This is a genomic window from Bacillus sp. FSL K6-3458 (assembly GCF_038005045.1).
Classification (GTDB): domain Bacteria; phylum Bacillota; class Bacilli; order Bacillales; family Bacillaceae; genus Bacillus; species Bacillus altitudinis.
Genome location: NZ_JBBOSI010000001.1, coordinates 1,192,325 through 1,214,944 on the forward strand (window position 1 = coordinate 1,192,325; position 22,620 = coordinate 1,214,944).

Here is a 22,620-nt window from a genome sequence, read left to right on the forward strand (position 1 = left end):
TCACAATGGCTGATCAATTAACCGTAACCACACTATATGCACGTCAACAAATGGCAAAGGCACGAGCAGAAGGAACAAAACTCACAAAAGTCGTCAAAATGGCATTCGGAAATGGAGGAACAAAGGATGGAAAACCGGTCTCTCTTGACGGAACCGAACAAGCACTCAAAAAAGAACTGATTCAAAAAAATATTGATTCGTTTACCTTCATGGAACCGGCAAAAATCCGCTACACCTGCACCATCGCTGAAGGAGAACTCGAAGGCGAAGTCATCAATGAACTAGCCCTTGTCGACGAGGCCGGCAAATTCACCGCCATCCGCACCATGACAGACAAACAAAAAGACGGCGACATCGAATTTGTTTTTGAGATTGATGATATTTATTAATGGAGGGAGTCAAAAATGGACTTGAAAACACCAAAAACATTTGAAACTAGTGATAAAGCTCATGCAAACCTATTTAATGAAATGGTTGAAGTCTTACTTGAAAACGACCATGGGCTGTTAGAACAGTTCACTAGTCATAAAAATGATACGATTCAACATGTAACTGGATTGGAGAAACAAAAATGGAATGATTCTCAAAGTTATAAAATAACTGCAGACAATGGGACACATTTAATCAGCATTCCAGCTTCTAGTAAGATCTATGATGCTATTAAAGATAAAGGAACATGTACATTTTACGCTCCTCGTGGAATAGAAGATAGTCCAACAACGAATGCTTTAAGAGGCATTCAAACGGTAGGGCAAGCGAATGCAGGAACAGGATTTGCGATCGATACAATGGGAAATGCTTATACATTTCTATATGGGTCCAGTGATCTTTCTATTAGTTGGACGCCTCTGCCAAATATGTCCGATCAAAATAAATGGAATGATAGTCAGTTAATTAAAATTACTAATGACACGGGTGGCGTACGTGTATCTGTAGGAACTACAGAGAGTTTACTCGATAAAATTACACAGGCGGGAAAAACATTTGGCACATTTTATTCTCCAGCTGGTGTACAGGACAATCCTTCCGCTTTATCTGCACGCGGTTTTTATCACTTTACATCTGCGGACAGTAATAACAAGGGGACGTTTGGATGGGTGATTGCTGTAGATTATCGTAATAACGTCTTTACGAACTATCTTGACTTAAATTTAGGCTGGCAAGGTTGGCGTAGATTACTGTCTGCTGCGGATGAAGAGGTGAAGTGGACAAAAGTACGTCTTCCTCTAGATAACGATTGGAAAATATATAATTCTGTCGATGGTACTCCCCACACTTTGCAATATAGTAAAGATGCATTAGGTGTCGTTGAAATTATTGGATCAATTACCGGTGGTAAAGTTGGTTTTGAATCTGTTGTTTTTACTTTAGAAGAAGGATTTAGACCATTACAATCGACTCACTTCATTGGAGTGGCGTCAAGCGTGGGTAAGGGCAGTACACCACAAATTCATAGGACCTCAATTGGGAAAGACGGAAAAGTTTGTGTTCAATATTGTTCTAATGATCTGAATCCTAATGAGTTCATCACGTTTGGTTTTCGATTTAGAACAAGATAGTATTGTTTCACGAGATTTTTTAATCAATTCAATTTGAGAAAGGAGATCAGGTCAAATGGATTTAAAATCACCCCGTTCCTTTACTACCAGTGACAAAGCCCATGCAGATCTATTTAATGGAGTGTTGGAAACGTTGTTTAAAAATGACTCTGACTTGTTGAAGCAACTGGATATTCACGCTGATGACACAAAGCATCATGTTTCTGAAACAGAAAAGAAAAAGTGGAATGAATCACAATCTTATAAAATCACAGCCGATAATGGAATGCAACTTATTAACATTTCAGCTGAGTCAAGAATTTTTGAAGCAATTAAGGATAAAGGAATGTGTACATTTTACGCAGCCGCAGGTGTAAAAGACTCACCTTCACCAGCGAATATTTCGTTGAGAGGTATTCAAACAGTTGGGCAAGATGATATAGGAACAGGTTTTGCGGTAGATATCGCAGGAAATGCTTACAGTTTCTATTATAATTATGGTCACACGTCTATAACATGGACAAAACTGCCCACAGTAACTGACATGCACAAATGGAATAATGGACAGCTCCATAAACTTACCTTAGACAATGGATCAATTAAAGGTTTGAACGGAGTCAATTTCGATGAAGTTACTGAAACAGGATTTTACTATATATTTTCAGGAATCAATGGCCCTGTAAAGAATAATGGTTATTTAACAGTATATAACTATAGTACCTACCCTTATCAAGAATTCACTTCATATTCAGGAGTAACCGATAATATCCCTGATACTAGAAGAAAATTTATTAGAAATAAGACACAATTTACAGACAATTGGACACCTTGGATGGAACTTACACCTAATGCACCAGTTGTTTGGCAAGATATCATGCTAGAAAAAGGTTCCTCAAACGGAGACAGACCGGTTCAATATGCTAAATGGGGAAACTTATTATTGCTGCGAGGACATCTGATAGCAACTAGAGAAATCGTCTGTGGAAAGATTCCTATTTCAGGCTTACCAGAAAAAGGTCTTGTGGTATCAGTGCCAGTATCAGGTACAACAGGACATAGTAAATTAATTATTTATGGTGATGGAGAAATGAAACTAACAGGCTTGCTATCTGCAAAAGACAATGCTGTAACTGGCTACTACTTAGACATGGTGATTCCATTAAATTAAGGAAGTTCCAACTGTTGCTGATATCAAACATTTCTGTAACTGGCGCTGTTATGGCAGGATATTATATTTTATGTAAGCGTTGGATGGTCTCGGCTGACGACTATTAAAACATTACAGGAGACAAATACGAAGCCTAATGGCTTTATTTTTTGCTAATAAGAAGACGATTTCGTTGGAAGTGATATCGTCCAAGACCGAATGACATAAGCTATTCGGCGTTCTCTTTTGCTGGATTCTGTTTTATGTGCACAATACAACAAAAGAACGATTAAGTAGCTCGATGCACTCTAAGTACTTTTGAGATAATTGGTTCAATTGTGGATGGATAACCTTGAATTTCACTCTTTTTTTTTACATTGATTCACTTTATTGATGTCATCGAGTTAGGCATTGGGAGGATAACGCTCCACTAGTTCATAGAACATCTATAGAGGTTAATGGAAAATTTTGGGTTAAATCATCCGAATGAATTTATTATTTCTTGTTTCCAATTTAGAACAAGATAACAAAGGAATCTTAAACATTGAATATAGAAAGGAGAAAACAAATTGGTTATACAAACTCCTCGTCCTTTTGAAACGAGTGATAAAGCTCATGCTGATCTATTTAATGATATGTTGGAAACATTGCTTCATAACGACACTGGTATATCAGAACAAATAACTCATCATATCAATGATCCTAGCCAACACTCCTCAGAAGTAGAAAAAAAGAAATGGAATGAATCGCAGCTGTATAAAATTACAGGTGATAATGGAACACAACTTTTAAATATTTCTGTTGGTTCAAGAATTTTTGATTCCATTAAAGACAAAGGAACATGTACATTTTATGCGCCCAGTGGAATTGAGGATAACCCTTCACAATACGCAATTAGAGGGATACAGACAGTGGGGCAAAATAATATTGGAACAGGTTTCGCAATAGATACATCCGGCAGTGCATATTACTTTTACTATTATCCTAACCACATATCTATCAATTGGACACAGCTTCCGACAGCAGCTGAACAAGATAAATGGAACAACAGTCAACTTCATAAAATAACAAGGGATAACGGTCAACCCTTTTATAAAAGTATAGGTGAGACCACCGACTATAACGAAATTATAGAAACAGGAATGTATCTCATTTATAATGCAGGCCTTAATGGTCCAAAAGAGATCAAAAGAGCATTTATGATAGTGATAAGTTATGGGAATACCTTGCTACAAACTATATATGATGCAGTCAATGGTCTAAACTCATTTTATAGAATTAGGAAAACTGACTATACATGGACTGAATGGGAAAAACATCTCACGTCTACAGATTTAAATGCTACCTGGTATAATGTAAATCTAAATAGTAATATAAATCAATATTCAGTTAATCCATTGAAATATTCTGTCAGACAAAATATTTTATATTTGAGAGGATCATTTGAAATAGCTTCTAATGAAACAGAAATTGCACGTTTAACGCATAAACCTCCCTCTTTAACCGTTTTCACTTGTGCGACGGTTGGTTCATACGGATCTGCTAGGATGTCTTTATCTAAAGATGGTTTTTTAAAATTAGATGGATTAATTGCAAATGATCCGTTAAAGGTAACACGTATTGAAATGAATGAAGCAATTCCCCTATGGTAAATACAATAAGAAAGCAACTAAAGCAGAAGACTATCAAAATATAACTGGAGAAATATACAAAGCCTAATGGCTTTATTTTTTTGCCGGAAAGAAGGTGATTCAAATGGAAGTAGATGTCGTTCAAAACTTAATGACACAAGGCCCATTCGCCGTTCTCTTTTGCTGGATTCTGTTTTATGTTCTCAACACTACAAAAGAACGAGAAAACAAACTCAATGAGCAAATCGAGGCGCAAAATGATGTGTTAGCAAAGTTTAGTGAGAAGTATGACGTCGTGATCGACAAGCTCGATAAAATTGAACGGAATTTAAAATAGGAGGAAAACATCATGAAAACATTCGACAAAGGCACTGTGATTCGCACAGTGCTTCTTTTTATTGCGCTTATCAACCAAACGCTTGTCATGTTTGGACAAACAGTGCTGCCGATTAGCGAGGAGCAAGTGCAAACCGCAGGAGAGGCACTATATGTGGCAGGTTCCACAATTTTCACTATGGTCACTGCCGTGATCGCTTGGTTTAAAAATAATTATGTGACCTATAAAGGTCAATTGCAAAAAGATGCCCTGAAACAAAGAGGGTTAACAAAATAATTTTTGAAGGAGAAACAATATGGTGAAGATCATTCAAGCACTCATCCCAAAACAAAATCGCAACAGACCAGGAAACAGGATGAAGCCGCTCTATATTACGGTGCATAATACGTCGAACACTGGACGGGGGGCTGATGCGGCAAATCATGCAGCATTTGTTGCTCGGGCAAGTACCGGGGTTAGCTGGCACTACACGGTCGATGATCAGGTCATTTATCAGCATTTACCTTTAAACGAAAATGGCTGGCATGCAGGAGATGGCAGGGGAACCGGCAATATGAAATCAATTGGAATTGAAATTTGTGAAAATGCAGACGGTAACTTTGAACAAGCCGTTAAAAACGCCCAATGGCTCATTCGAAAACTGATGGGGGATTTAGGAATTCCTTTATCAAACGTGGTGCCGCATAAGCATTGGAGCGGGAAAGAGTGTCCGCGTAAGCTGTTAAATCGTTGGGATGGCTTCAAGGCGGGTATTGCATCAGCATCAAGTCAAATGACAACAGCTAAACCGGTGAAAGAAACATCTATCAAAACCATATCAACGAGATCAACATCTAAAAACAACAAGGTCAAAAAAACATACAGTTTGCCTGCAGGTATTTTAAAAGTGACGAAGCCTCTTATGAAAGGGTCAGCTGTAAAGGCCGTACAACAAGCCTTAGCATCGATTTATTTTTATCCTGATAAGGGAGCGATCAATAATGGAATCGATGGGTACTACGGACCCAAGACTGCGAATGCAGTGTCTCGATTTCAAATGATGCATGGGTTAACCCCAGATGGCATATATGGTCCAAAGACCAAAGAAACATTAAGAAAGGTCATAGAAAGTTAACACATATGGAATGAATCAACCCTTATTTATTATAAAAAAGTAAAATAAAACCATTTTTGGTTTTATTTGTTGTATAATAGTAAAAATGAATGGAGGGGTTGTATGAAGCGGATAAGTGTAATGATGTCTCTTTGTTTCATTGTCATGTTCCATTTTAATATGGAAAAGGTTGCAGCTAAGACCATTTATCGAGAAGTAGAAGTTGATTTCATCATGACGGAACAGGAAAAATATCTGTGGGTACCAGGAGGTCAAAATAACCCTGAACAATATCCATCTACTCACGGCTACCAATTTTCTATACTAAATGCAGAGGGTTGTACTTTAGAGGTGACACTCTTCAGAACATCCTTATCAGGAACGGATTTTCCGTCATCAGTCAAAGAGTATACAGGTAACCAATATGATCTAAGTGCAACAGACCGAATTTTATCAAGTGGGCGCTACATTTATAGACCCCATGGTATTAAACTGACTAAAAAAGAAGGCTGTGGGGATGTTGAGATAAAAGGAGTCTTTGGTTATCAAATTCAAGAACCAGACAAATAAGCTTTTATGAGCAAAATCAAATGAAAAAGCCTATCCATCATTGGATAGGCTTTTGATAATGGAGCATAGCGGGATCGAACCGCTGACCTCTACGCTGCCAGCGTAGCGCTCTCCCAGCTGAGCTAATGCCCCGAGTATGACGACATAACTTATTATAATCAATCCTCCTGTGAAATTCAAGCTGTAAAATGTAAACACATCGTCTATTTTTCTTTCTGATCAATCGGAATATAGTCAAAGATTTCTCCCGAATGAACCGAGTGGGCTAATCGTCTAAGCCAATCATAATAGGCTTTTGAGCTTTCAAGCTGTTCAATGAGCTGTTTCGCTTCCTCTTTTTCATGTTCCTCCGCCTGATCATCACGAGCTACATCTTGAAGGCGTTCTTGCGCTTCTTCAATCGCTGCTAGATTGACCTCAACCTCTCGTTCCCATTTTTGCGGGAAGAAGTTCATGAAAAACTTAAAAAAGTCTTTCTCAGCAACAAAGCTGTGTTTTCTTCGGCCACGGTGAAAGGTCTTTTTGACAATATTCATGTCTTGCAGTTTTTTCACACCCGTACTCATACTAGGCTTACTCATTTGCAGCTCTTCACGCATTTCATCCAGCGTCATTTCCTCATTTAAATACATCGTCCCATATAGAATACCCGCACTTCTAGTAATGCCATAGAGATCCATTGTTTCAGCGATGGAATCAATGACGAGATCTTTAGCAGCTAAAATGCGTTCTTCTGCTTGTGGCTGTTCCTGCTTTTTCATCTTGTCCCTGCTTTCTATTAAGTGAATTCAATACGTTCAAAAAAATCTTTATGGACTATATGTTAACGAAAGAATGCAAAATGTCAAAATAAATGAAACATATCTCCCTTTGACAGAAAAATTTGAACATGTTAAGTTAATTATGTTCAAAACGTTAAATTTTTATTTAACAAACTTACCAAAGAGAATCAGAGGAGGTTCCTTCTATGAGTCAAACACTATTTATCGATGGACAATGGGTTGGCGCTAAGAGTGGCGACACAAGAGATATCATCAATCCATTTAATCAAGAAGTGATCGCGACAGTCAGTGAAGGATCAAGAAATGACGCGCAGTTAGCCATTAAGGCAGCAAGAAAAACCTTCGATCAAGGTGATTGGGCAAACATGCCTGGACTTGAAAGAGGAAATATTGTGTTCAAAATTGCGGAATTGATTAGACGAGACCTAGATGAATTAGCCAAATTAGAATCACTTGATACGGGCAAAACATTAGAAGAAAGCAAAGCGGATATGGACGATATTGCGAACGTGTTCCAATATTATGCAGGTCTTGCTGATAAGGATGGCGGGGAAATCATTGCATCGCCTATTCCAAACTCAAAAAGCGAATTAGTCCGAGAACCTGTCGGTGTATGCGGTCAAATCACTCCTTGGAACTATCCATTGCTTCAAGCGAGCTGGAAAATCGCTCCTGCCCTTGCAGCTGGAAATACCATCGTACTAAAACCAAGTGAAATTACACCATTAACCACGATCAAAGTTTTCAAACTTATGGAAGAAGTGGGTGTTCCAGCAGGCGTTGCCAACTTAGTGCTTGGACCTGGAGCAACTGTTGGAGATGAGCTGGCTGTCAATGACCAAGTCGATTTAATTTCATTCACAGGCGGTATTGAAACAGGTAAGAAAATCATGCAGGGAGCCAGCGGGAATGTGAAGAAAATCGCCCTAGAGCTCGGCGGGAAAAACCCGAATATCGTCTTTCAAGATGCTGATTTAGACGTAGCGGTTGACCAGGCAATGAATGCTGTGTTTTTCCATGCAGGGCAAGTGTGTTCAGCAGGTTCACGCTTGTTAGTGGAAGAATCCATTCACGATGAATTTTTAGAAGAACTGGTGAAGCGTACGAAAAAAATCAAACTAGGCAACGGCTTTGATGAAGGAACCCAGAGCGGACCGCTCATCTCAGCTGAGCATCGAGAAAAAGTAGAAAAATACGTCAGCATCGCTTTAGACGAAGGCGCAACATTAGAAACAGGTGGGAAACGACCTGATGCAGAGGAGCTTCAAAAAGGATTCTTCTACTTGCCGACGATTTTCTCAGGCTGTACATCAGAGATGCGAATTGTACAGGAAGAAGTGTTTGGACCAGTCCTCACTGTCGAATCCTTCCGATCAGAGGAAGAAGTCATCGAGCTGGCAAATGACACGATTTATGGTTTAGCAGGAGCGGTGTGGTCTTCTGATATTGGCAAAGCCGAACGAGTGGCTCGTCAATTAAGATTAGGCACGGTATGGATCAACGACTTCCACCCTTATTTTGCCCAAGCACCGTGGGGTGGGTATAAACAATCAGGTCTTGGGCGTGAATTAGGACGTACGGGCCTTGAAGAATATACGGAACTAAAACATTTATATCGAAATACAAAACCAGAAGCGGTTCATTGGTTTAAATAAATATCACTTATCTGGAGGAGATTCTATATGACTTTAAATATGAAAATTGAAAGCATGCAAAAATTCCATACGTTTGAAATTCCGACTGTCATCAAGCACGGCATTGGTGCAGTGAAACATGTTGGGGAAGAAGTGAAAGCATACGGCGTTTCAAAGGTATTGCTTGTCACAGATCCTGGTATTTATCAAGCAGGTGTTGTAGATCCAGTGATTGCTTCATTAAAAGAAGCGCAAATCGATGTCGTTCTATTTGATAAAGTAGAGCCAAATCCGCCAGTCCGTCTAGTGAACGAAGGATCTGCTTTATATGAAAAAGAAGGCTGTAATGGATTAGTCGCAGTAGGCGGCGGAAGCTCAATGGATACAGCGAAGGCTATCGGTGTGGAAGCGACTCATGAAGGATCAGTTCTTGATTACGAAGCGGCTGAGGGGAAAAAACCGCTTGAAAATAGAATACCTCCGTTAACCACAATTCCGACAACGGCTGGTACAGGTTCAGAGGTCACGCAGTGGGCAGTGATCACTGACGAAGAAAGGGAATTCAAATTCAACACAGGTGGACCGCTCATTGCAGCTCACCTAACAGTGATTGATCCTGAGCTTCATGTATCTATGCCGCCGCATGTGACGGCAATGACGGGTATCGATGCGCTTGCGCACGCGATCGAATGCTATACGATGAAGTTTGCTCAGCCAATTACAGATGCGGTAGCGCTCATGGCCATTGAATATGCTGCTCATTATATTCGCCGTGCCTTTGCCGATGGAGAGGATTTGGAAGCAAGATATGGCATGGCACAAGCTGCGATGCTTGCCGGACTTTCCTATGGCAGTGAATCAGCTGGCGCAGCCCATGCGATGAGCCAAACGCTTGGGGGCATTATTCCAGTCGCACATGGTCAATGTGTAGCGGCAATGATGGGACCTGTCATGGAATATAACTGGAAAGGGTACCCAGAGAAATTCGCTCGAATTGCGCAAGCATTCGGGATTGATACAAGCAGAATGACAACAGAGGAAGCTGCAAAAGCAGCAGTGAATTGGATGTATGATTTAGTGGAAGACCTAGAAGTTCCTTCATTAGAAGAACAAGGTGTACCAAAAGATATGATCGACCGTTTATCTAAAGAAGCAATGAAAGATCCGCAAACAGTTGGAAACCCAAGAGACCTCAACGAAAAAGCATACAACTGGATTTACGCTCGCTGCTTTGATTTAACACCTAAAACAGTGTAACAATGAAAAAAGGCTCCCAAAAGGGAGTCTTTTTTACATCTTATAGCTGTTCTTTAATTTCTTTAATTTGATGAATATGGCGCTTTTCATGTGCGCCGATAAAATCAAGGTATTGCTTTAATGAAAGTTCTTCAAATACAGGATGTGCAATCACGCGTTTGAAATCTTCCTCTGTAAACGTTGATAAAATTTGATTTAATTTTTCACGAGCTGTATCAAGTTCATCTTTTAAATGTGTAGGTGTCACATGCTTGCGCTCTGGCTCAACAATACTAGGCGCGATGGCTTTTTTTGAACGATCCTCTGCCATTTCCACCGGCTTTGGCTCATATTCTTTAATCGGTGCTTTTTTCCCCTCGGCAGCTAGATGTTTTGCTGCAACTAGGTCCATCTTCTTTAAATGATCTGCAACTTCTTGAATACTCCAAGTATCATCAGATAATTTTTGATTTAATTGTTCTTCGCTCAATCCTTGCAGCTCTTGCCACAATTCTTGTCTTGCTTCATGTAATAAACTCATTTCTCTCACCTCAAGATCAAATTTTATCATACTGGTACAAGACAATCATTCTTTAGCTATCCGAGAAATCCTTTAATGAATTGTGATGAAAAATGAAACCTTTACAAAAGTGGTTCGTATTACCTGTTAGAAGGAATACACTTGGATGTGAGCATGGTCTAAATGAATGAAAAGCTGCTCATTTCATAAAGAAAGGGTGAGGAAGATGGATGTGTTTGGGCTGCCTCTTCAGACGCTGTACTTATACATATTGATGGTATCAGGAATCCTGACGCTTGTTTTCGTCTTTTTTGGCGATGTATTTGATGGATTGTTTGAAGCGATTCCTGTCCCGTTCCTTCAACCAACATTGATCCTCGCATTTCTTACCTTTTTCTCGGCTGGAGGATTTATCTCTGAAAAAACAGCAATTGTAGGAAGTGGACTTGGCGCCGTATTATCTGCCATCCTCGCAGTGGTTCTCGTTACTTGTTTACATGTATTTGTCTTAGTCCCGCTTTCCTCTGCTGAAGAATCTCTTTCATATACGGAGGCCGACCTAAAAGGAAGAACAGGGGAGATCATTGTATCTGTACCAAAAGATGGGTTTGGAGAAGTGCTGTTAATTAGTAACAGCGGAAAAATCTCAAAGCCTGCCGTCAGTTTCGACGAAGAGGAGATTCCATATGGAACCCGGGTGCTGGTCGTCGAAGTGAACAAAGGCGTGTTATCTGTTATACCAAATGAAGAAATCTAGGAGGGAATGCTATGCCAGGAACAACCATATTAATTATTATTGGAATTGTGCTTGTGATTCTCATTGCACTTATTGGTGTATTTGTTTCGAAATACCGGACTGCTGGTCCAGATGAAGCATTAATCGTCACAGGAAGTTACCTCGGAAGTAAAAATGTTCACGTGGATGAAGGTGGAAACAAGATTAAGATTGTAAGAGGTGGAGGTACCTTTGTACTCCCTGTTTTTCAACAAGCAGAGCCGCTCAGCTTACTATCTAGCAAGCTAGATGTTTCAACGCCTGAAGTCTATACTGAACAGGGTGTACCGGTCATGGCGGATGGAACGGCCATCATTAAAATTGGCGGATCAATTGAAGAAATCGCCACTGCTGCAGAGCAGTTTTTAGGGAAAACAAAAGAAGATCGTGAAAATGAAGCAAGAGAAGTACTAGAAGGACACCTTCGCTCCATTTTAGGGTCAATGACAGTTGAAGAGATTTATAAAAACAGAGAGAAATTTTCTCAAGAAGTACAGCGTGTCGCTTCTCAAGATCTAGCGAAAATGGGTCTTGTCATTGTATCGTTTACAATCAAAGATGTCCGTGATAAAAATGGCTATTTAGAATCACTAGGTAAACCTAGAATTGCTCAAGTGAAACGCGATGCAGATATTGCGACAGCAGAAGCAGATAAAGAAACACGTATCAAACGTGCAGAAGCAGATAAAGATGCGAAGAAATCTGAGCTTGAGCGTGCCACTGAAATCGCTGAAGCAGAAAAAATCAATGAGCTGAAAAGAGCAGAATTCAGACGTGAACAAGATACAGCAAAAGCAAGCGCTGACCAAGCGTACGATCTTGAAACAGCTCGTAATCGTCAGCACGTAACTGAACAAGAAATGCAAGTCAAAATCATTGAACGTCAGAAGCAAATTGAATTAGAAGAAAAAGAGATCCAGCGTCGTGAGCGTCAATACGATTCTGAAGTGAAAAAGAAAGCAGATGCGGACCGTTATGCTGTTGAGCAGTCGGCTGCGGCGGAAAAAGCGAAGCGTCTTGCAGAAGCAGATGCGAAGAAATACAGCATTGAAGCAATGGCAAAAGCAGAAGCAGAGAAAGTTCGGATTGACGGGCTTGCCAAAGCGGAAGCCGATCGTGCAAAAGGGGAAACAGAAGCAGAAGTCATTAGGTTGAAAGGACTTGCGGAAGCAGAAGCGAAAGAGAAAATTGCAGAAGCATTCGAACAGTATGGCCAAGCGGCGATTCTTGATATGATTGTGAAAATGCTACCTGAATATGCGAAACAAGTATCTGCTCCACTTTCTAACATTGATAAAATTACAGTTGTTGATACAGGTGGTAACGGGGAAGGCAGCGGCGCCAACAAAGTGACCGGCTATGCGACAAACCTTATGTCCAGTCTTCAAGAAAGTCTGAAAGCTTCCTCTGGAATTGATGTTAAAGAAATTATTGAGAATTTCTCTGGCAAAGGCAATGTGAAACAAAGCATCCAAGAACTGACGAATGAAATCAAACAGCCAAGAAAAAAAGAAATTGCTGATCGTCAAATAGAAGAATAAAAATCAAAAGACACCTTCTGATAGAGGGTGTCTATTTTACTTGGGGCACATGCCGGTGTCTTTTGATAGATGAAGAGAGATTCACAAGAATGCCTGCAGATATCATCATGAACACCAATGAAGATCCGCCGTAGCTAATAAAGGGAAGAGGAATGCCTGTAATGGGGAGAAGCCCAAAGACAGCTCCTAGATTAAAGGCTGCTTGAATCATGATTTGAAAAGTAAGCCCGATCGTTAATAGCTTTCCAAATGGATCTTGTAAACCTTGAACGATTCGAACGGCGCGATACATGATGAGTAGGTAGGCACCCATCACAAACAACAGCCCCATGATTCCCAGCTCTTCACTAATGATGGCCAGAATAAAATCTGTATGGGCTTCAGGAAGAAATCCTAGTTTTTGAATGCTTCCGCCTAAACCATTCCCGGTCAGTCCTCCTGAATCCATGGCGAGATAAGAATGAATCAGCTGATAACCATCTCCATCTTCATACATGAAAGGATCACGAAAAGAAGTGATCCGTTTCAAACGATAAGGAGCGGTCACAGCAAAAAAAGTGATCCCTGCCGCAGCAGTCGAACCTAGTAGAATGAGGTGGCGTGTTTTAAGTCCAGCACATAATAAGACGATACCGCAGCTCAATAAAATAGAAACTGCTGTACCTAAATCTGGCTGTTTTAAAATCAATAAAAAAGCTAGACTTAAAAGAAGAAGTGGAGGCAGTACTCCTTTTTTAAAGGATGTGATGTACGCTTGTTTCCTTGCATATACATAGGCGAAATAGATGATCATTACTAATTTCACAGCCTCAGACGGCTGGATGATCAGAGAGCCCAATTGAATCCATCGTTGTGAATTATTTTTGACAACACCGATTCCAGGAAGCAGGACAAGGAGAAGACATAACAATGACAGCATCACAAGCCACCGAATCCATTTACGGTAAGCTTGATATGGAACCAGGGCCGCAGCGATGAAAAAGAAGAACCCAATCAAAAGCCATTGCCACTGTTTCATGAAGAAGTAGCTACCCTTTCCATATTTTATTTCGCCTAAAGGATAACTCGCACTGTACACCATTAGTAATCCAAAGAAACAAAGACAAACAATCGTCCCAGCAAGAATGTGGTCGATTTTTTTTAGGTGAGAAAGAATCAATGACATCACCTTCAATCCCAGTTACGTCCAAACATGTAGGATGAGGACCTCAAATTGACACTAAACACAAGGCCAATGGCAATCATATTGGTTAAAAGCGCACTGCCTCCATAGCTGATAAAAGGAAGGGCAAGACCAGTCACAGGCATTAGCCCTACTGTCATCCCAACGTTTTGGAAGACTTGAAAAACGATCAGCCCAACCACTCCAGCACATATATAAAGCCCATAAAGGGTATTCGCATGCATTGCCACATGAATCATTCGATAGACCATCATAAGATATAAACAGATCAATAGGGAGGCGCCGATAAAACCAAATTCCTCGCCAATGACTGCAAATATAAAATCTGTATGGGCTTCAGGGATATTTCCCCCTTGTACTTGATTTCCTTTTGTATACCCGCTTCCTGATAATTGCCCTGACCCAATGCCAAGCATTGCTTGTTTCAGTTGATACCCATATGTCGAATCAAATTCATCTGGGGAGAGCCACCCATAAATGCGATCAAGCTGATGAGGTTTAATCACTTTTGTAAAGTGCTCAAAATGTTCATTGTGCAAGTAGGTCAAAAATGCAAGAAGCACGAGAAAAGAAGCGATTAATGCAGCGATCATCTTACTTGAAATGCCTGACACAAGCATCAGTGTAAAAGCAATAGACAAGATCACAAGTGCCGTCCCCAAATCTGGCTGAATTAAAATCAGGAAAAAAGGAACAGCGGTCCAGCATATGATGTTCATTGTAGGAATCATGCTTTCTTTAAACGAAAAGCGCTGATGTTTGTATCGATTTAAAATAGCCGCTAACAGAAGAATGACAAAAATTTTCATAAATTCTGATGGTTGCACTTTCATGGGTCCCAAGCTGATCCACCTTTGAGAGCCATTTTGATTCGTGCCAAAAAAATGAACGAGAATGATGAGGAAGAGACCACCTGCAAATAATCGAAAAGATAACCGCTCAAGCAGTTCATAATCAAAGTAAGCAACTGCCGCCATAAGGCCAAAGCCGACGATATACCAGAAAACTTGTCTTTTGACGAAATAAAACATATCTTGCGTTTCATACTGTCCCGATCCGCTATACACAGCCAGCAGGCTGATCACAAAGAAGCAAATGACAGTGAATAATAATGCGAAGTCAATGCTGTTCTGTTTTTTCATGTCTCTGTCACCTGCTATGACCTATTTGTCAGCTGGTTTAATACGACCTGCACCGCTGCAGCGTCATCAATATAGCCGATCGGAAAAATATAATCTGGTATTAAATCAACGGGCATAATGAAGTAAAGTAATGCGCCTCCCATCAACATCAATTCTCGAGAAGTCCCCCGTCCGCTCATGAACGAGCAGTACATGCTTTTCAATTGATCAAGAAATGGCCCAACACCACTTATCGTATCTATCTTTTTTTCAAACTTTGCTGAGATCGTTTCTTTTCCCTCTTCTGATTGACTATAGGTCTCATATTCATTTAACTTCTGTTTCAATTCATTCTCGCTGAACGTCCCGTCATAGACATCATGATCTTTCAGCGTTCGCTCAATCTCTTCTACGGCTTGAATGAACGTATTACCGTGAACTCTTTCGTTTTTAATTGAAAATCCAGCCGTGGCCAATAGATGATCTAAAGAAATGTGTAGAGCATCTGAAAGCCGCTGTAAATGGTTCAAAGTCGGTTTTCTTTTTCCGTTCATGATTCTAGACAGTGTGGCTTTATCAATTTCTGTTTGTGTACTGAGTTCTCTTAATGAAAGAGAACGTATTTGCAGTTGTTCTTTTAAAAACTGCCGAAGCTCAGTTGTTTTAAATTCCATCTCTTTCTTCACCCTTTTCATAAAGTTCAACTCTTTAATAGAAGAAGTCGTACCCAATATATAGGGGTGTTGACAAAATGTCAACGAATATCCATTAAGGATTGAATTTTATAAAATAGCAACTTATCATATGAAACATAGAGTAAGAAATGGCTAAAAGGGGTGTGCAGATGAAGGTTAGACATGCAGTACATAATGATATTCCTAAAATTGCCGAAATTCATGTGAAGAGCTGGCAAACGACTTATCATGGCATTATTTCACAAGAGTATTTAGATGCTTTGAATGTAGAGGAGCGGGAAGAGAGCTGGAGAAGCAAGTCACTTGAAGGCACGTTTGTCGCAGAGGATGCTGACGGAGTATTTGGTTTTGCTTCCTTCGGAAAACAGCGTGATGAGAGATATTCAATATATGATGGTGAGCTTTATGCCATCTATTTGTTGCAGAGAAAACAGAAATCAGGAGCGGGTATGGCTTTGATTGCAAAAGGTGTGGATTATCTAATAGAGAAAGGCTATCAGAATATGCTGCTCTGGGTATTTGAGCAAAATTCAGCGAAGCAATTTTATCAAAAACTTCAACCTAGTTTTGCCATCACCAGCCAGTTTGAGCTGGCTGGTGAGAACCATGAAGAAATAGGGTATGGATGGGAACTATCTGTACTAAGTGCTCATGTTCAACAGATTATATCGTCAGCTTCCAGTAATAATGAGAGAAAAAAGTAAAAAGGGTGGCGAGTAAAATATAAGATATAAAAGGAGAAGCCTCTACTTTTCCTTTCACACCTGCTATTTTTAATGCCTCATAGAAACTGGCCAAAAAGTAGGCGAGACTGAGGATGTAACAGCACAGCATAATGGAGTAAGGATTCATTGTCGTACCTCCAGCATGAAATCTTCTACTATTAATAGATTCAATAGAGCAGCAAATTATGCATAAAAAAATAACCCGCTGAAACAGCTGGGTTATTTTTGTCGAGGAAAAACCAAACGAGACGCACTAGGAATGAGTAAACAAAGAACAATACTACAAATGATAAATGAAGGAATCATATATGTGCTGTTATAAACTAATGAATACACCCATCCTGGTGTTCCTTTTGGTGCATAATGAGAAAAGAAAACAACACCTGAAATAAAGAACGTCAGCAGTCTGAAGAAACTGGCGACAAATACAGCTAGGATAATATAGAAGAATTGTTTCTTTCGCTTTTTATCCTGAATGGCTTTTTTAATTGATCCTGAAAATAGCCCGCTTAAACAAATCACAACAGATGCGACAAAGTAATCGAGAAACCCTTGTACAGGTGTAGCAATAATAGGATTGTTCATCAGCTGCAGCCCTGCGATTAACACACCGATGATAAATCCAGCAGACACGCCCCATCTAATGGACATGAGAATGACAGGAATCATGATCAGTGCAATTGACCCGCCGTTTGGCATTCTTAAAAAGAGACCTGATAAATAATCTAAAACAAGTGCAAGAGAAGTCATGATGGCGATCTCCATCAGTCGTACTAATTGATTTGATTGCTGCATAAAAAAATCCCCTTTTCACGAATTGTGCAAGGAGAGACCATGTCAGGATGAGTATGTGATTCATAGAAAAACATATCGGCTTGCATACATGCATGTATGCAAGTGATTCCACATTCCTACTTCAGTATTAACTGACAGGTTCAAAGGGTCAGAACAACGAATTGTTCACTCTCAGCACGAGGCTCCCCCTGCGGTTATTAAATTTCAATCTATTATAAATATACTAAAGACCTACAGGATCAACAATAGAGAATTACGGAGTTAAGCCCTTTTTGTACGAATATATAGGTAGAGATCAGGAAAAATAAATTATTTAGAAAAAATACTTGTTTCTTCTTTTAAAAGGTGTTATATTTGTATTCGCCGCTGAAACAGCGCGGTTGAGAAATAACATTCAAGAAAAAAGTTGTTGACTTCATCTTGATAGAATGTTATATTGATAAAGTCGCTTCTGAGCGATAACGAAGATGATCTTTGAAAACTAAACAAGACAAAACGTACCTGTTAATTCGAGTTTTTATAAAAAATCCTATGATACATCATAGGTAGTCAGTCAAACGCTGACGAAAAACAAAACTTCGGTTTTGTACTTTTTCGGAGAGTTTGATCCTGGCTCAGGACGAACGCTGGCGGCGTGCCTAATACATGCAAGTCGAGCGGACAGAAGGGAGCTTGCTCCCGGATGTTAGCGGCGGACGGGTGAGTAACACGTGGGTAACCTGCCTGTAAGACTGGGATAACTCCGGGAAACCGGAGCTAATACCGGATAGTTCCTTGAACCGCATGGTTCAAGGATGAAAGACGGTTTCGGCTGTCACTTACAGATGGACCCGCGGCGCATTAGCTAGTTGGTGAGGTAACGGCTCACCAAGGCGACGATGCGTAGCCGACCTGAGAGGGTGATCGGCCACACTGGGACTGAGACACGGCCCAGACTCCTACGGGAGGCAGCAGTAGGGAATCTTCCGCAATGGACGAAAGTCTGACGGAGCAACGCCGCGTGAGTGATGAAGGTTTTCGGATCGTAAAGCTCTGTTGTTAGGGAAGAACAAGTGCAAGAGTAACTGCTTGCACCTTGACGGTACCTAACCAGAAAGCCACGGCTAACTACGTGCCAGCAGCCGCGGTAATACGTAGGTGGCAAGCGTTGTCCGGAATTATTGGGCGTAAAGGGCTCGCAGGCGGTTTCTTAAGTCTGATGTGAAAGCCCCCGGCTCAACCGGGGAGGGTCATTGGAAACTGGGAAACTTGAGTGCAGAAGAGGAGAGTGGAATTCCACGTGTAGCGGTGAAATGCGTAGAGATGTGGAGGAACACCAGTGGCGAAGGCGACTCTCTGGTCTGTAACTGACGCTGAGGAGCGAAAGCGTGGGGAGCGAACAGGATTAGATACCCTGGTAGTCCACGCCGTAAACGATGAGTGCTAAGTGTTAGGGGGTTTCCGCCCCTTAGTGCTGCAGCTAACGCATTAAGCACTCCGCCTGGGGAGTACGGTCGCAAGACTGAAACTCAAAGGAATTGACGGGGGCCCGCACAAGCGGTGGAGCATGTGGTTTAATTCGAAGCAACGCGAAGAACCTTACCAGGTCTTGACATCCTCTGACAACCCTAGAGATAGGGCTTTCCCTTCGGGGACAGAGTGACAGGTGGTGCATGGTTGTCGTCAGCTCGTGTCGTGAGATGTTGGGTTAAGTCCCGCAACGAGCGCAACCCTTGATCTTAGTTGCCAGCATTCAGTTGGGCACTCTAAGGTGACTGCCGGTGACAAACCGGAGGAAGGTGGGGATGACGTCAAATCATCATGCCCCTTATGACCTGGGCTACACACGTGCTACAATGGACAGAACAAAGGGCTGCGAGACCGCAAGGTTTAGCCAATCCCACAAATCTGTTCTCAGTTCGGATCGCAGTCTGCAACTCGACTGCGTGAAGCTGGAATCGCTAGTAATCGCGGATCAGCATGCCGCGGTGAATACGTTCCCGGGCCTTGTACACACCGCCCGTCACACCACGAGAGTTTGCAACACCCGAAGTCGGTGAGGTAACCTTTATGGAGCCAGCCGCCGAAGGTGGGGCAGATGATTGGGGTGAAGTCGTAACAAGGTAGCCGTATCGGAAGGTGCGGCTGGATCACCTCCTTTCTAAGGATATATGGAGCAGCGTACGTTTTTCGTCTTGTTTAGTTTTGAAGGATCATTCCTTCAAAACATGTCTCTAGCGAGACAGGATTGTTCTTTGAAAACTAGATAACAATAAGTAATACATTCACATTGAATGCAATGCAAAGTTCATCACACATAGTGATTCTTTCTAAAGTAAGAAATGGTTAAGTTAGAAAGGGCGCACGGTGGATGCCTTGGCACTAGGAGCCGATGAAGGACGGGACGAACACCGATATGCTTCGGGGAGCTGTAAGCAAGCTTTGATCCGGAGATTTCCGAATGGGGAAACCCACTGCTCGTAATGGAGTAGTATCCATACTTGAATACATAGAGTATGAGAAGGCATACCCGGGGAACTGAAACATCTAAGTACCCGGAGGAAGAGAAAGCAAATGCGATTCCCTGAGTAGCGGCGAGCGAAACGGGAACAGCCCAAACCAAGAGGCTTGCCTCTTGGGGTTGTAGGACACTCTATACGGAGTTACAAAGGAACGATATAAGCGAAGAGGTCTGGAAAGGCCCGCCAAAGAAGGTAACAGCCCTGTAACTGAAATGTTGTTCTCTCCAGAGTGGATCCTGAGTACGGCGGAACACGTGAAATTCCGTCGGAATCCGGGAGGACCATCTCCCAAGGCTAAATACTCCCTAGTGACCGATAGTGAACCAGTACCGTGAGGGAAAGGTGAAAAGCACCCCGGAAGGGGAGTGAAATAGATCCTGAAACCGTGTGCCTACAAGTAGTCAGAGCCCGTTAACGGGTGATGGCGTGCCTTTTGTAGAATGAACCGGCGAGTTACGATCCCGTGCAAGGTTAAGCAGAAGATGCGGAGCCGCAGCGAAAGCGAGTCTGAATAGGGCGCATGAGTACGTGGTCGTAGACCCGAAACCAGGTGATCTACCCATGTCCAGGGTGAAGTTCAGGTAACACTGAATGGAGGCCCGAACCCACGCACGTTGAAAAGTGCGGGGATGAGGTGTGGGTAGGGGTGAAATGCCAATCGAACCTGGAGATAGCTGGTTCTCTCCGAAATAGCTTTAGGGCTAGCCTCAAGGTAAGAGTCTCGGAGGTAGAGCACTGATTGGACTAGGGGCCCCTACCGGGTTACCGAATTCAGTCAAACTCCGAATGCCGATGACTTATCCTTGGGAGTCAGACTGCGAGTGATAAGATCCGTAGTCGAAAGGGAAACAGCCCAGACCGCCAGCTAAGGTCCCAAAGTATACGTTAAGTGGAAAAGGATGTGGAGTTGCTTAGACAACCAGGATGTTGGCTTAGAAGCAGCCACCATTTAAAGAGTGCGTAATAGCTCACTGGTCGAGTGACTCTGCGCCGAAAATGTACCGGGGCTAAACGTATCACCGAAGCTGCGGACTGTTCTTACGAACAGTGGTAGGAGAGCGTTCTAAGTGCAGTGAAGTCAGACCGGAAGGACTGGTGGAGCGCTTAGAAGTGAGAATGCCGGTATGAGTAGCGAAAGACGGGTGAGAATCCCGTCCACCGAATGCCTAAGGTTTCCTGAGGAAGGCTCGTCCGCTCAGGGTTAGTCGGGACCTAAGCCGAGGCCGAAAGGCGTAGGCGATGGACAACAGGTTGATATTCCTGTACCACCTCCTCACCATTTGAGCAATGGGGGGACGCAGGAGGATAGGGTAAGCGCGGTATTGGATATCCGCGTCCAAGCAGTTAGGCTGGGAAATAGGCAAATCCGTTTCCCGTGAAGGCTGAGCTGTGATGGCGAGCGAAATTTAGTAGCGAAGTTCCTGATTCCACACTGCCAAGAAAAGCCTCTAGCGAGGTGAGAGGTGCCCGTACCGCAAACCGACACAGGTAGGCGAGGAGAGAATCCTAAGGTGATCGAGAGAACTCTCGTTAAGGAACTCGGCAAAATGACCCCGTAACTTCGGGAGAAGGGGTGCTTCTTAGGGTGTTAAAGCCCCGAGAAGCCGCAGTGAATAGGCCCAGGCGACTGTTTAGCAAAAACACAGGTCTCTGCGAAGCCGTAAGGCGAAGTATAGGGGCTGACGCCTGCCCGGTGCTGGAAGGTTAAGAGGAGCGCTTAGCGTAAGCGAAGGTGCGAATTGAAGCCCCAGTAAACGGCGGCCGTAACTATAACGGTCCTAAGGTAGCGAAATTCCTTGTCGGGTAAGTTCCGACCCGCACGAAAGGCGCAACGATCTGGGCACTGTCTCAACGAGAGACTCGGTGAAATTATAGTACCTGTGAAGATGCAGGTTACCCGCGACAGGACGGAAAGACCCCGTGGAGCTTTACTGCAGCCTGATATTGAATGTTGGTACAGCTTGTACAGGATAGGTAGGAGCCTTGGAAACCGGAGCGCTAGCTTCGGTGGAGGCATCGGTGGGATACTACCCTGGCTGTATTGACCTTCTAACCCGCTGCCCTTATCGGGCAGGGAGACAGTGTCAGGTGGGCAGTTTGACTGGGGCGGTCGCCTCCTAAAATGTAACGGAGGCGCCCAAAGGTTCCCTCAGAATGGTTGGAAATCATTCGCAGAGTGTAAAGGCACAAGGGAGCTTGACTGCGAGACCTACAAGTCGAGCAGGGACGAAAGTCGGGCTTAGTGATCCGGTGGTTCCGCATGGAAGGGCCATCGCTCAACGGATAAAAGCTACCCCGGGGATAACAGGCTTATCTCCCCCAAGAGTCCACATCGACGGGGAGGTTTGGCACCTCGATGTCGGCTCATCGCATCCTGGGGCTGTAGTCGGTCCCAAGGGTTGGGCTGTTCGCCCATTAAAGCGGTACGCGAGCTGGGTTCAGAACGTCGTGAGACAGTTCGGTCCCTATCCGTCGCGGGCGCAGGAAATTTGAGAGGAGCTGTCCTTAGTACGAGAGGACCGGGATGGACGCACCGCTGGTGTACCAGTTGTTCTGCCAAGGGCATCGCTGGGTAGCTATGTGCGGACGGGATAAGTGCTGAAAGCATCTAAGCATGAAGCCCCCCTCAAGATGAGATTTCCCATTCCGCAAGGAAGTAAGATCCCTGAAAGATGATCAGGTTGATAGGTCTGAGGTGGAAGCGTGGTGACACGTGGAGCTGACAGATACTAATAGATCGAGGACTTAACCTATATTCTAATGTGAAAAATGAACATTGTTATCTAGTTTTGAGAG

19 protein-coding genes, 1 tRNA gene, 2 rRNA genes and 1 riboswitch are annotated in these 22,620 nt (G+C 42.6%); of the genes, 15 read left to right on the forward strand and 7 right to left on the reverse strand.

The genetic code is table 11. The annotated features are described in order from the left end of the window. The first annotated feature begins 5 nt into the window (after positions 1-5). From MHH23_RS06160 to MHH23_RS06195, 8 genes are all read left to right on the forward strand, one after another. Positions 6-389 (forward strand): phage tail-collar fiber domain-containing protein, encoded by a 384-nt coding sequence (locus tag MHH23_RS06160; RefSeq protein WP_268431518.1) that lies wholly within the window; start codon positions 6-8, stop codon positions 387-389. Between the two features lie 15 nt (positions 390-404). Further along, positions 405-1,559 carry a hypothetical protein gene (locus tag MHH23_RS06165; RefSeq protein ID WP_268431516.1) on the forward strand — a complete coding sequence of 385 codons (1,155 nt, stop codon included), beginning with the start codon at positions 405-407 and terminating at the stop codon, positions 1,557-1,559. Between the two features lie 55 nt (positions 1,560-1,614). Beyond that, the gene (locus MHH23_RS06170; protein WP_268431514.1) at positions 1,615-2,706 is read left to right on the forward strand and encodes a pyocin knob domain-containing protein; all 1,092 of its coding nucleotides are present in this window, start codon (positions 1,615-1,617) and stop codon (positions 2,704-2,706) included. Between the two features lie 548 nt (positions 2,707-3,254). Continuing rightward, the gene (locus tag MHH23_RS06175) at positions 3,255-4,337 is read left to right on the forward strand and encodes a pyocin knob domain-containing protein (RefSeq protein ID WP_268431513.1); all 1,083 of its coding nucleotides are present in this window, start codon (positions 3,255-3,257) and stop codon (positions 4,335-4,337) included. Positions 4,338-4,440: 103 nt separating this feature from the next. Next, the gene (locus tag MHH23_RS06180; RefSeq protein WP_017367922.1) at positions 4,441-4,653 is read left to right on the forward strand and encodes a BhlA/UviB family holin-like peptide; all 213 of its coding nucleotides are present in this window, start codon (positions 4,441-4,443) and stop codon (positions 4,651-4,653) included. A 12-nt stretch (positions 4,654-4,665) separates the two neighbouring features. Further along, complete coding sequence (locus tag MHH23_RS06185) at positions 4,666-4,929, forward strand: phage holin (protein WP_019743388.1); 264 nt, start codon at positions 4,666-4,668, stop codon at positions 4,927-4,929. Positions 4,930-4,948: 19 nt separating this feature from the next. Continuing rightward, positions 4,949-5,767 carry a peptidoglycan recognition protein family protein gene (locus MHH23_RS06190; protein WP_144665803.1) on the forward strand — a complete coding sequence of 273 codons (819 nt, stop codon included), beginning with the start codon at positions 4,949-4,951 and terminating at the stop codon, positions 5,765-5,767. Between the two features lie 102 nt (positions 5,768-5,869). Next, positions 5,870-6,316: a biofilm-forming protein gene (locus MHH23_RS06195; protein ID WP_144665800.1), complete on the forward strand. Its 447-nt coding sequence runs from the start codon at positions 5,870-5,872 to the stop codon at positions 6,314-6,316. 59 nt (positions 6,317-6,375) lie between these two features. On the opposite strand, the gene MHH23_RS06200 is transcribed toward MHH23_RS06195, so the two are convergent. After that, positions 6,376-6,448 (reverse strand) — tRNA-Ala (locus MHH23_RS06200). 71 nt (positions 6,449-6,519) lie between these two features. Continuing rightward, positions 6,520-7,077, reverse strand: a complete 558-nt coding sequence (gene cudC, locus MHH23_RS06205) for a choline uptake/conversion transcriptional regulator CudC (protein ID WP_045035275.1) — start codon at positions 7,075-7,077, stop codon at positions 6,520-6,522. A 206-nt stretch (positions 7,078-7,283) separates the two neighbouring features. On the opposite strand from cudC, the gene betB reads away from it, so the two are divergent. Beyond that, positions 7,284-8,753 (forward strand): betaine-aldehyde dehydrogenase, encoded by a 1,470-nt coding sequence (gene betB / locus MHH23_RS06210; RefSeq protein ID WP_340959100.1) that lies wholly within the window; start codon positions 7,284-7,286, stop codon positions 8,751-8,753. 27 nt (positions 8,754-8,780) lie between these two features. Continuing rightward, positions 8,781-9,989 carry an iron-containing alcohol dehydrogenase gene (locus tag MHH23_RS06215; protein ID WP_035701121.1) on the forward strand — a complete coding sequence of 403 codons (1,209 nt, stop codon included), beginning with the start codon at positions 8,781-8,783 and terminating at the stop codon, positions 9,987-9,989. Between the two features lie 40 nt (positions 9,990-10,029). Here the strand turns inward: MHH23_RS06215 and MHH23_RS06220 are convergent, their stop codons facing one another. Beyond that, the gene (locus MHH23_RS06220) at positions 10,030-10,509 is read right to left on the reverse strand and encodes a DinB family protein (RefSeq protein ID WP_041091922.1); all 480 of its coding nucleotides are present in this window, start codon (positions 10,507-10,509) and stop codon (positions 10,030-10,032) included. A 205-nt stretch (positions 10,510-10,714) separates the two neighbouring features. Between MHH23_RS06220 and MHH23_RS06225 the strand changes: the two genes are divergently transcribed. After that, entirely contained in the window at positions 10,715-11,245 is a 531-nt protein-coding gene (locus tag MHH23_RS06225; protein WP_017367919.1) for a hypothetical protein, read from the forward strand. A gap of 11 nt (positions 11,246-11,256) precedes the next feature. Next, positions 11,257-12,804, forward strand: a complete 1,548-nt coding sequence (locus MHH23_RS06230) for a flotillin family protein (RefSeq protein WP_008344044.1) — start codon at positions 11,257-11,259, stop codon at positions 12,802-12,804. Positions 12,805-12,835: 31 nt separating this feature from the next. Here the strand turns inward: MHH23_RS06230 and ftsW are convergent, their stop codons facing one another. The 3 genes from ftsW to MHH23_RS06245 are packed head-to-tail and all read right to left on the reverse strand — an operon-like array spanning position 12,836 to position 15,803. Continuing rightward, positions 12,836-13,969, reverse strand: coding sequence for a putative lipid II flippase FtsW (gene ftsW, locus MHH23_RS06235; RefSeq protein ID WP_411801876.1), 1,134 nt, complete (start codon positions 13,967-13,969; stop codon positions 12,836-12,838). Positions 13,970-13,974: 5 nt separating this feature from the next. Further along, positions 13,975-15,129, reverse strand: a complete 1,155-nt coding sequence (gene rodA, locus MHH23_RS06240) for a rod shape-determining protein RodA (protein ID WP_268431506.1) — start codon at positions 15,127-15,129, stop codon at positions 13,975-13,977. Between the two features lie 14 nt (positions 15,130-15,143). Further along, entirely contained in the window at positions 15,144-15,803 is a 660-nt protein-coding gene (locus MHH23_RS06245; RefSeq protein WP_135009776.1) for a DUF1232 domain-containing protein, read from the reverse strand. Between the two features lie 149 nt (positions 15,804-15,952). Between MHH23_RS06245 and MHH23_RS06250 the strand changes: the two genes are divergently transcribed. Further along, positions 15,953-16,507, forward strand: a complete 555-nt coding sequence (locus MHH23_RS06250; RefSeq protein ID WP_268431503.1) for a GNAT family N-acetyltransferase — start codon at positions 15,953-15,955, stop codon at positions 16,505-16,507. Positions 16,508-16,747: 240 nt separating this feature from the next. Here MHH23_RS06250 and thiT read toward each other — a convergent pair whose 3' ends face one another. Beyond that, positions 16,748-17,323: an energy-coupled thiamine transporter ThiT gene (gene thiT, locus MHH23_RS06255; protein ID WP_007500615.1), complete on the reverse strand. Its 576-nt coding sequence runs from the start codon at positions 17,321-17,323 to the stop codon at positions 16,748-16,750. A 96-nt stretch (positions 17,324-17,419) separates the two neighbouring features. After that, positions 17,420-17,522, reverse strand: a riboswitch (TPP riboswitch). Between the two features lie 392 nt (positions 17,523-17,914). Between thiT and MHH23_RS06260 the strand changes: the two genes are divergently transcribed. Continuing rightward, positions 17,915-19,463, forward strand: a 16S ribosomal RNA gene (locus MHH23_RS06260). Between the two features lie 183 nt (positions 19,464-19,646). Then, positions 19,647-22,577: ribosomal RNA gene (locus MHH23_RS06265) — 23S ribosomal RNA — on the forward strand. Together the 16S and 23S rRNA genes form the textbook arrangement of a ribosomal RNA operon. Positions 22,578-22,620 lie beyond the last annotated feature (43 nt).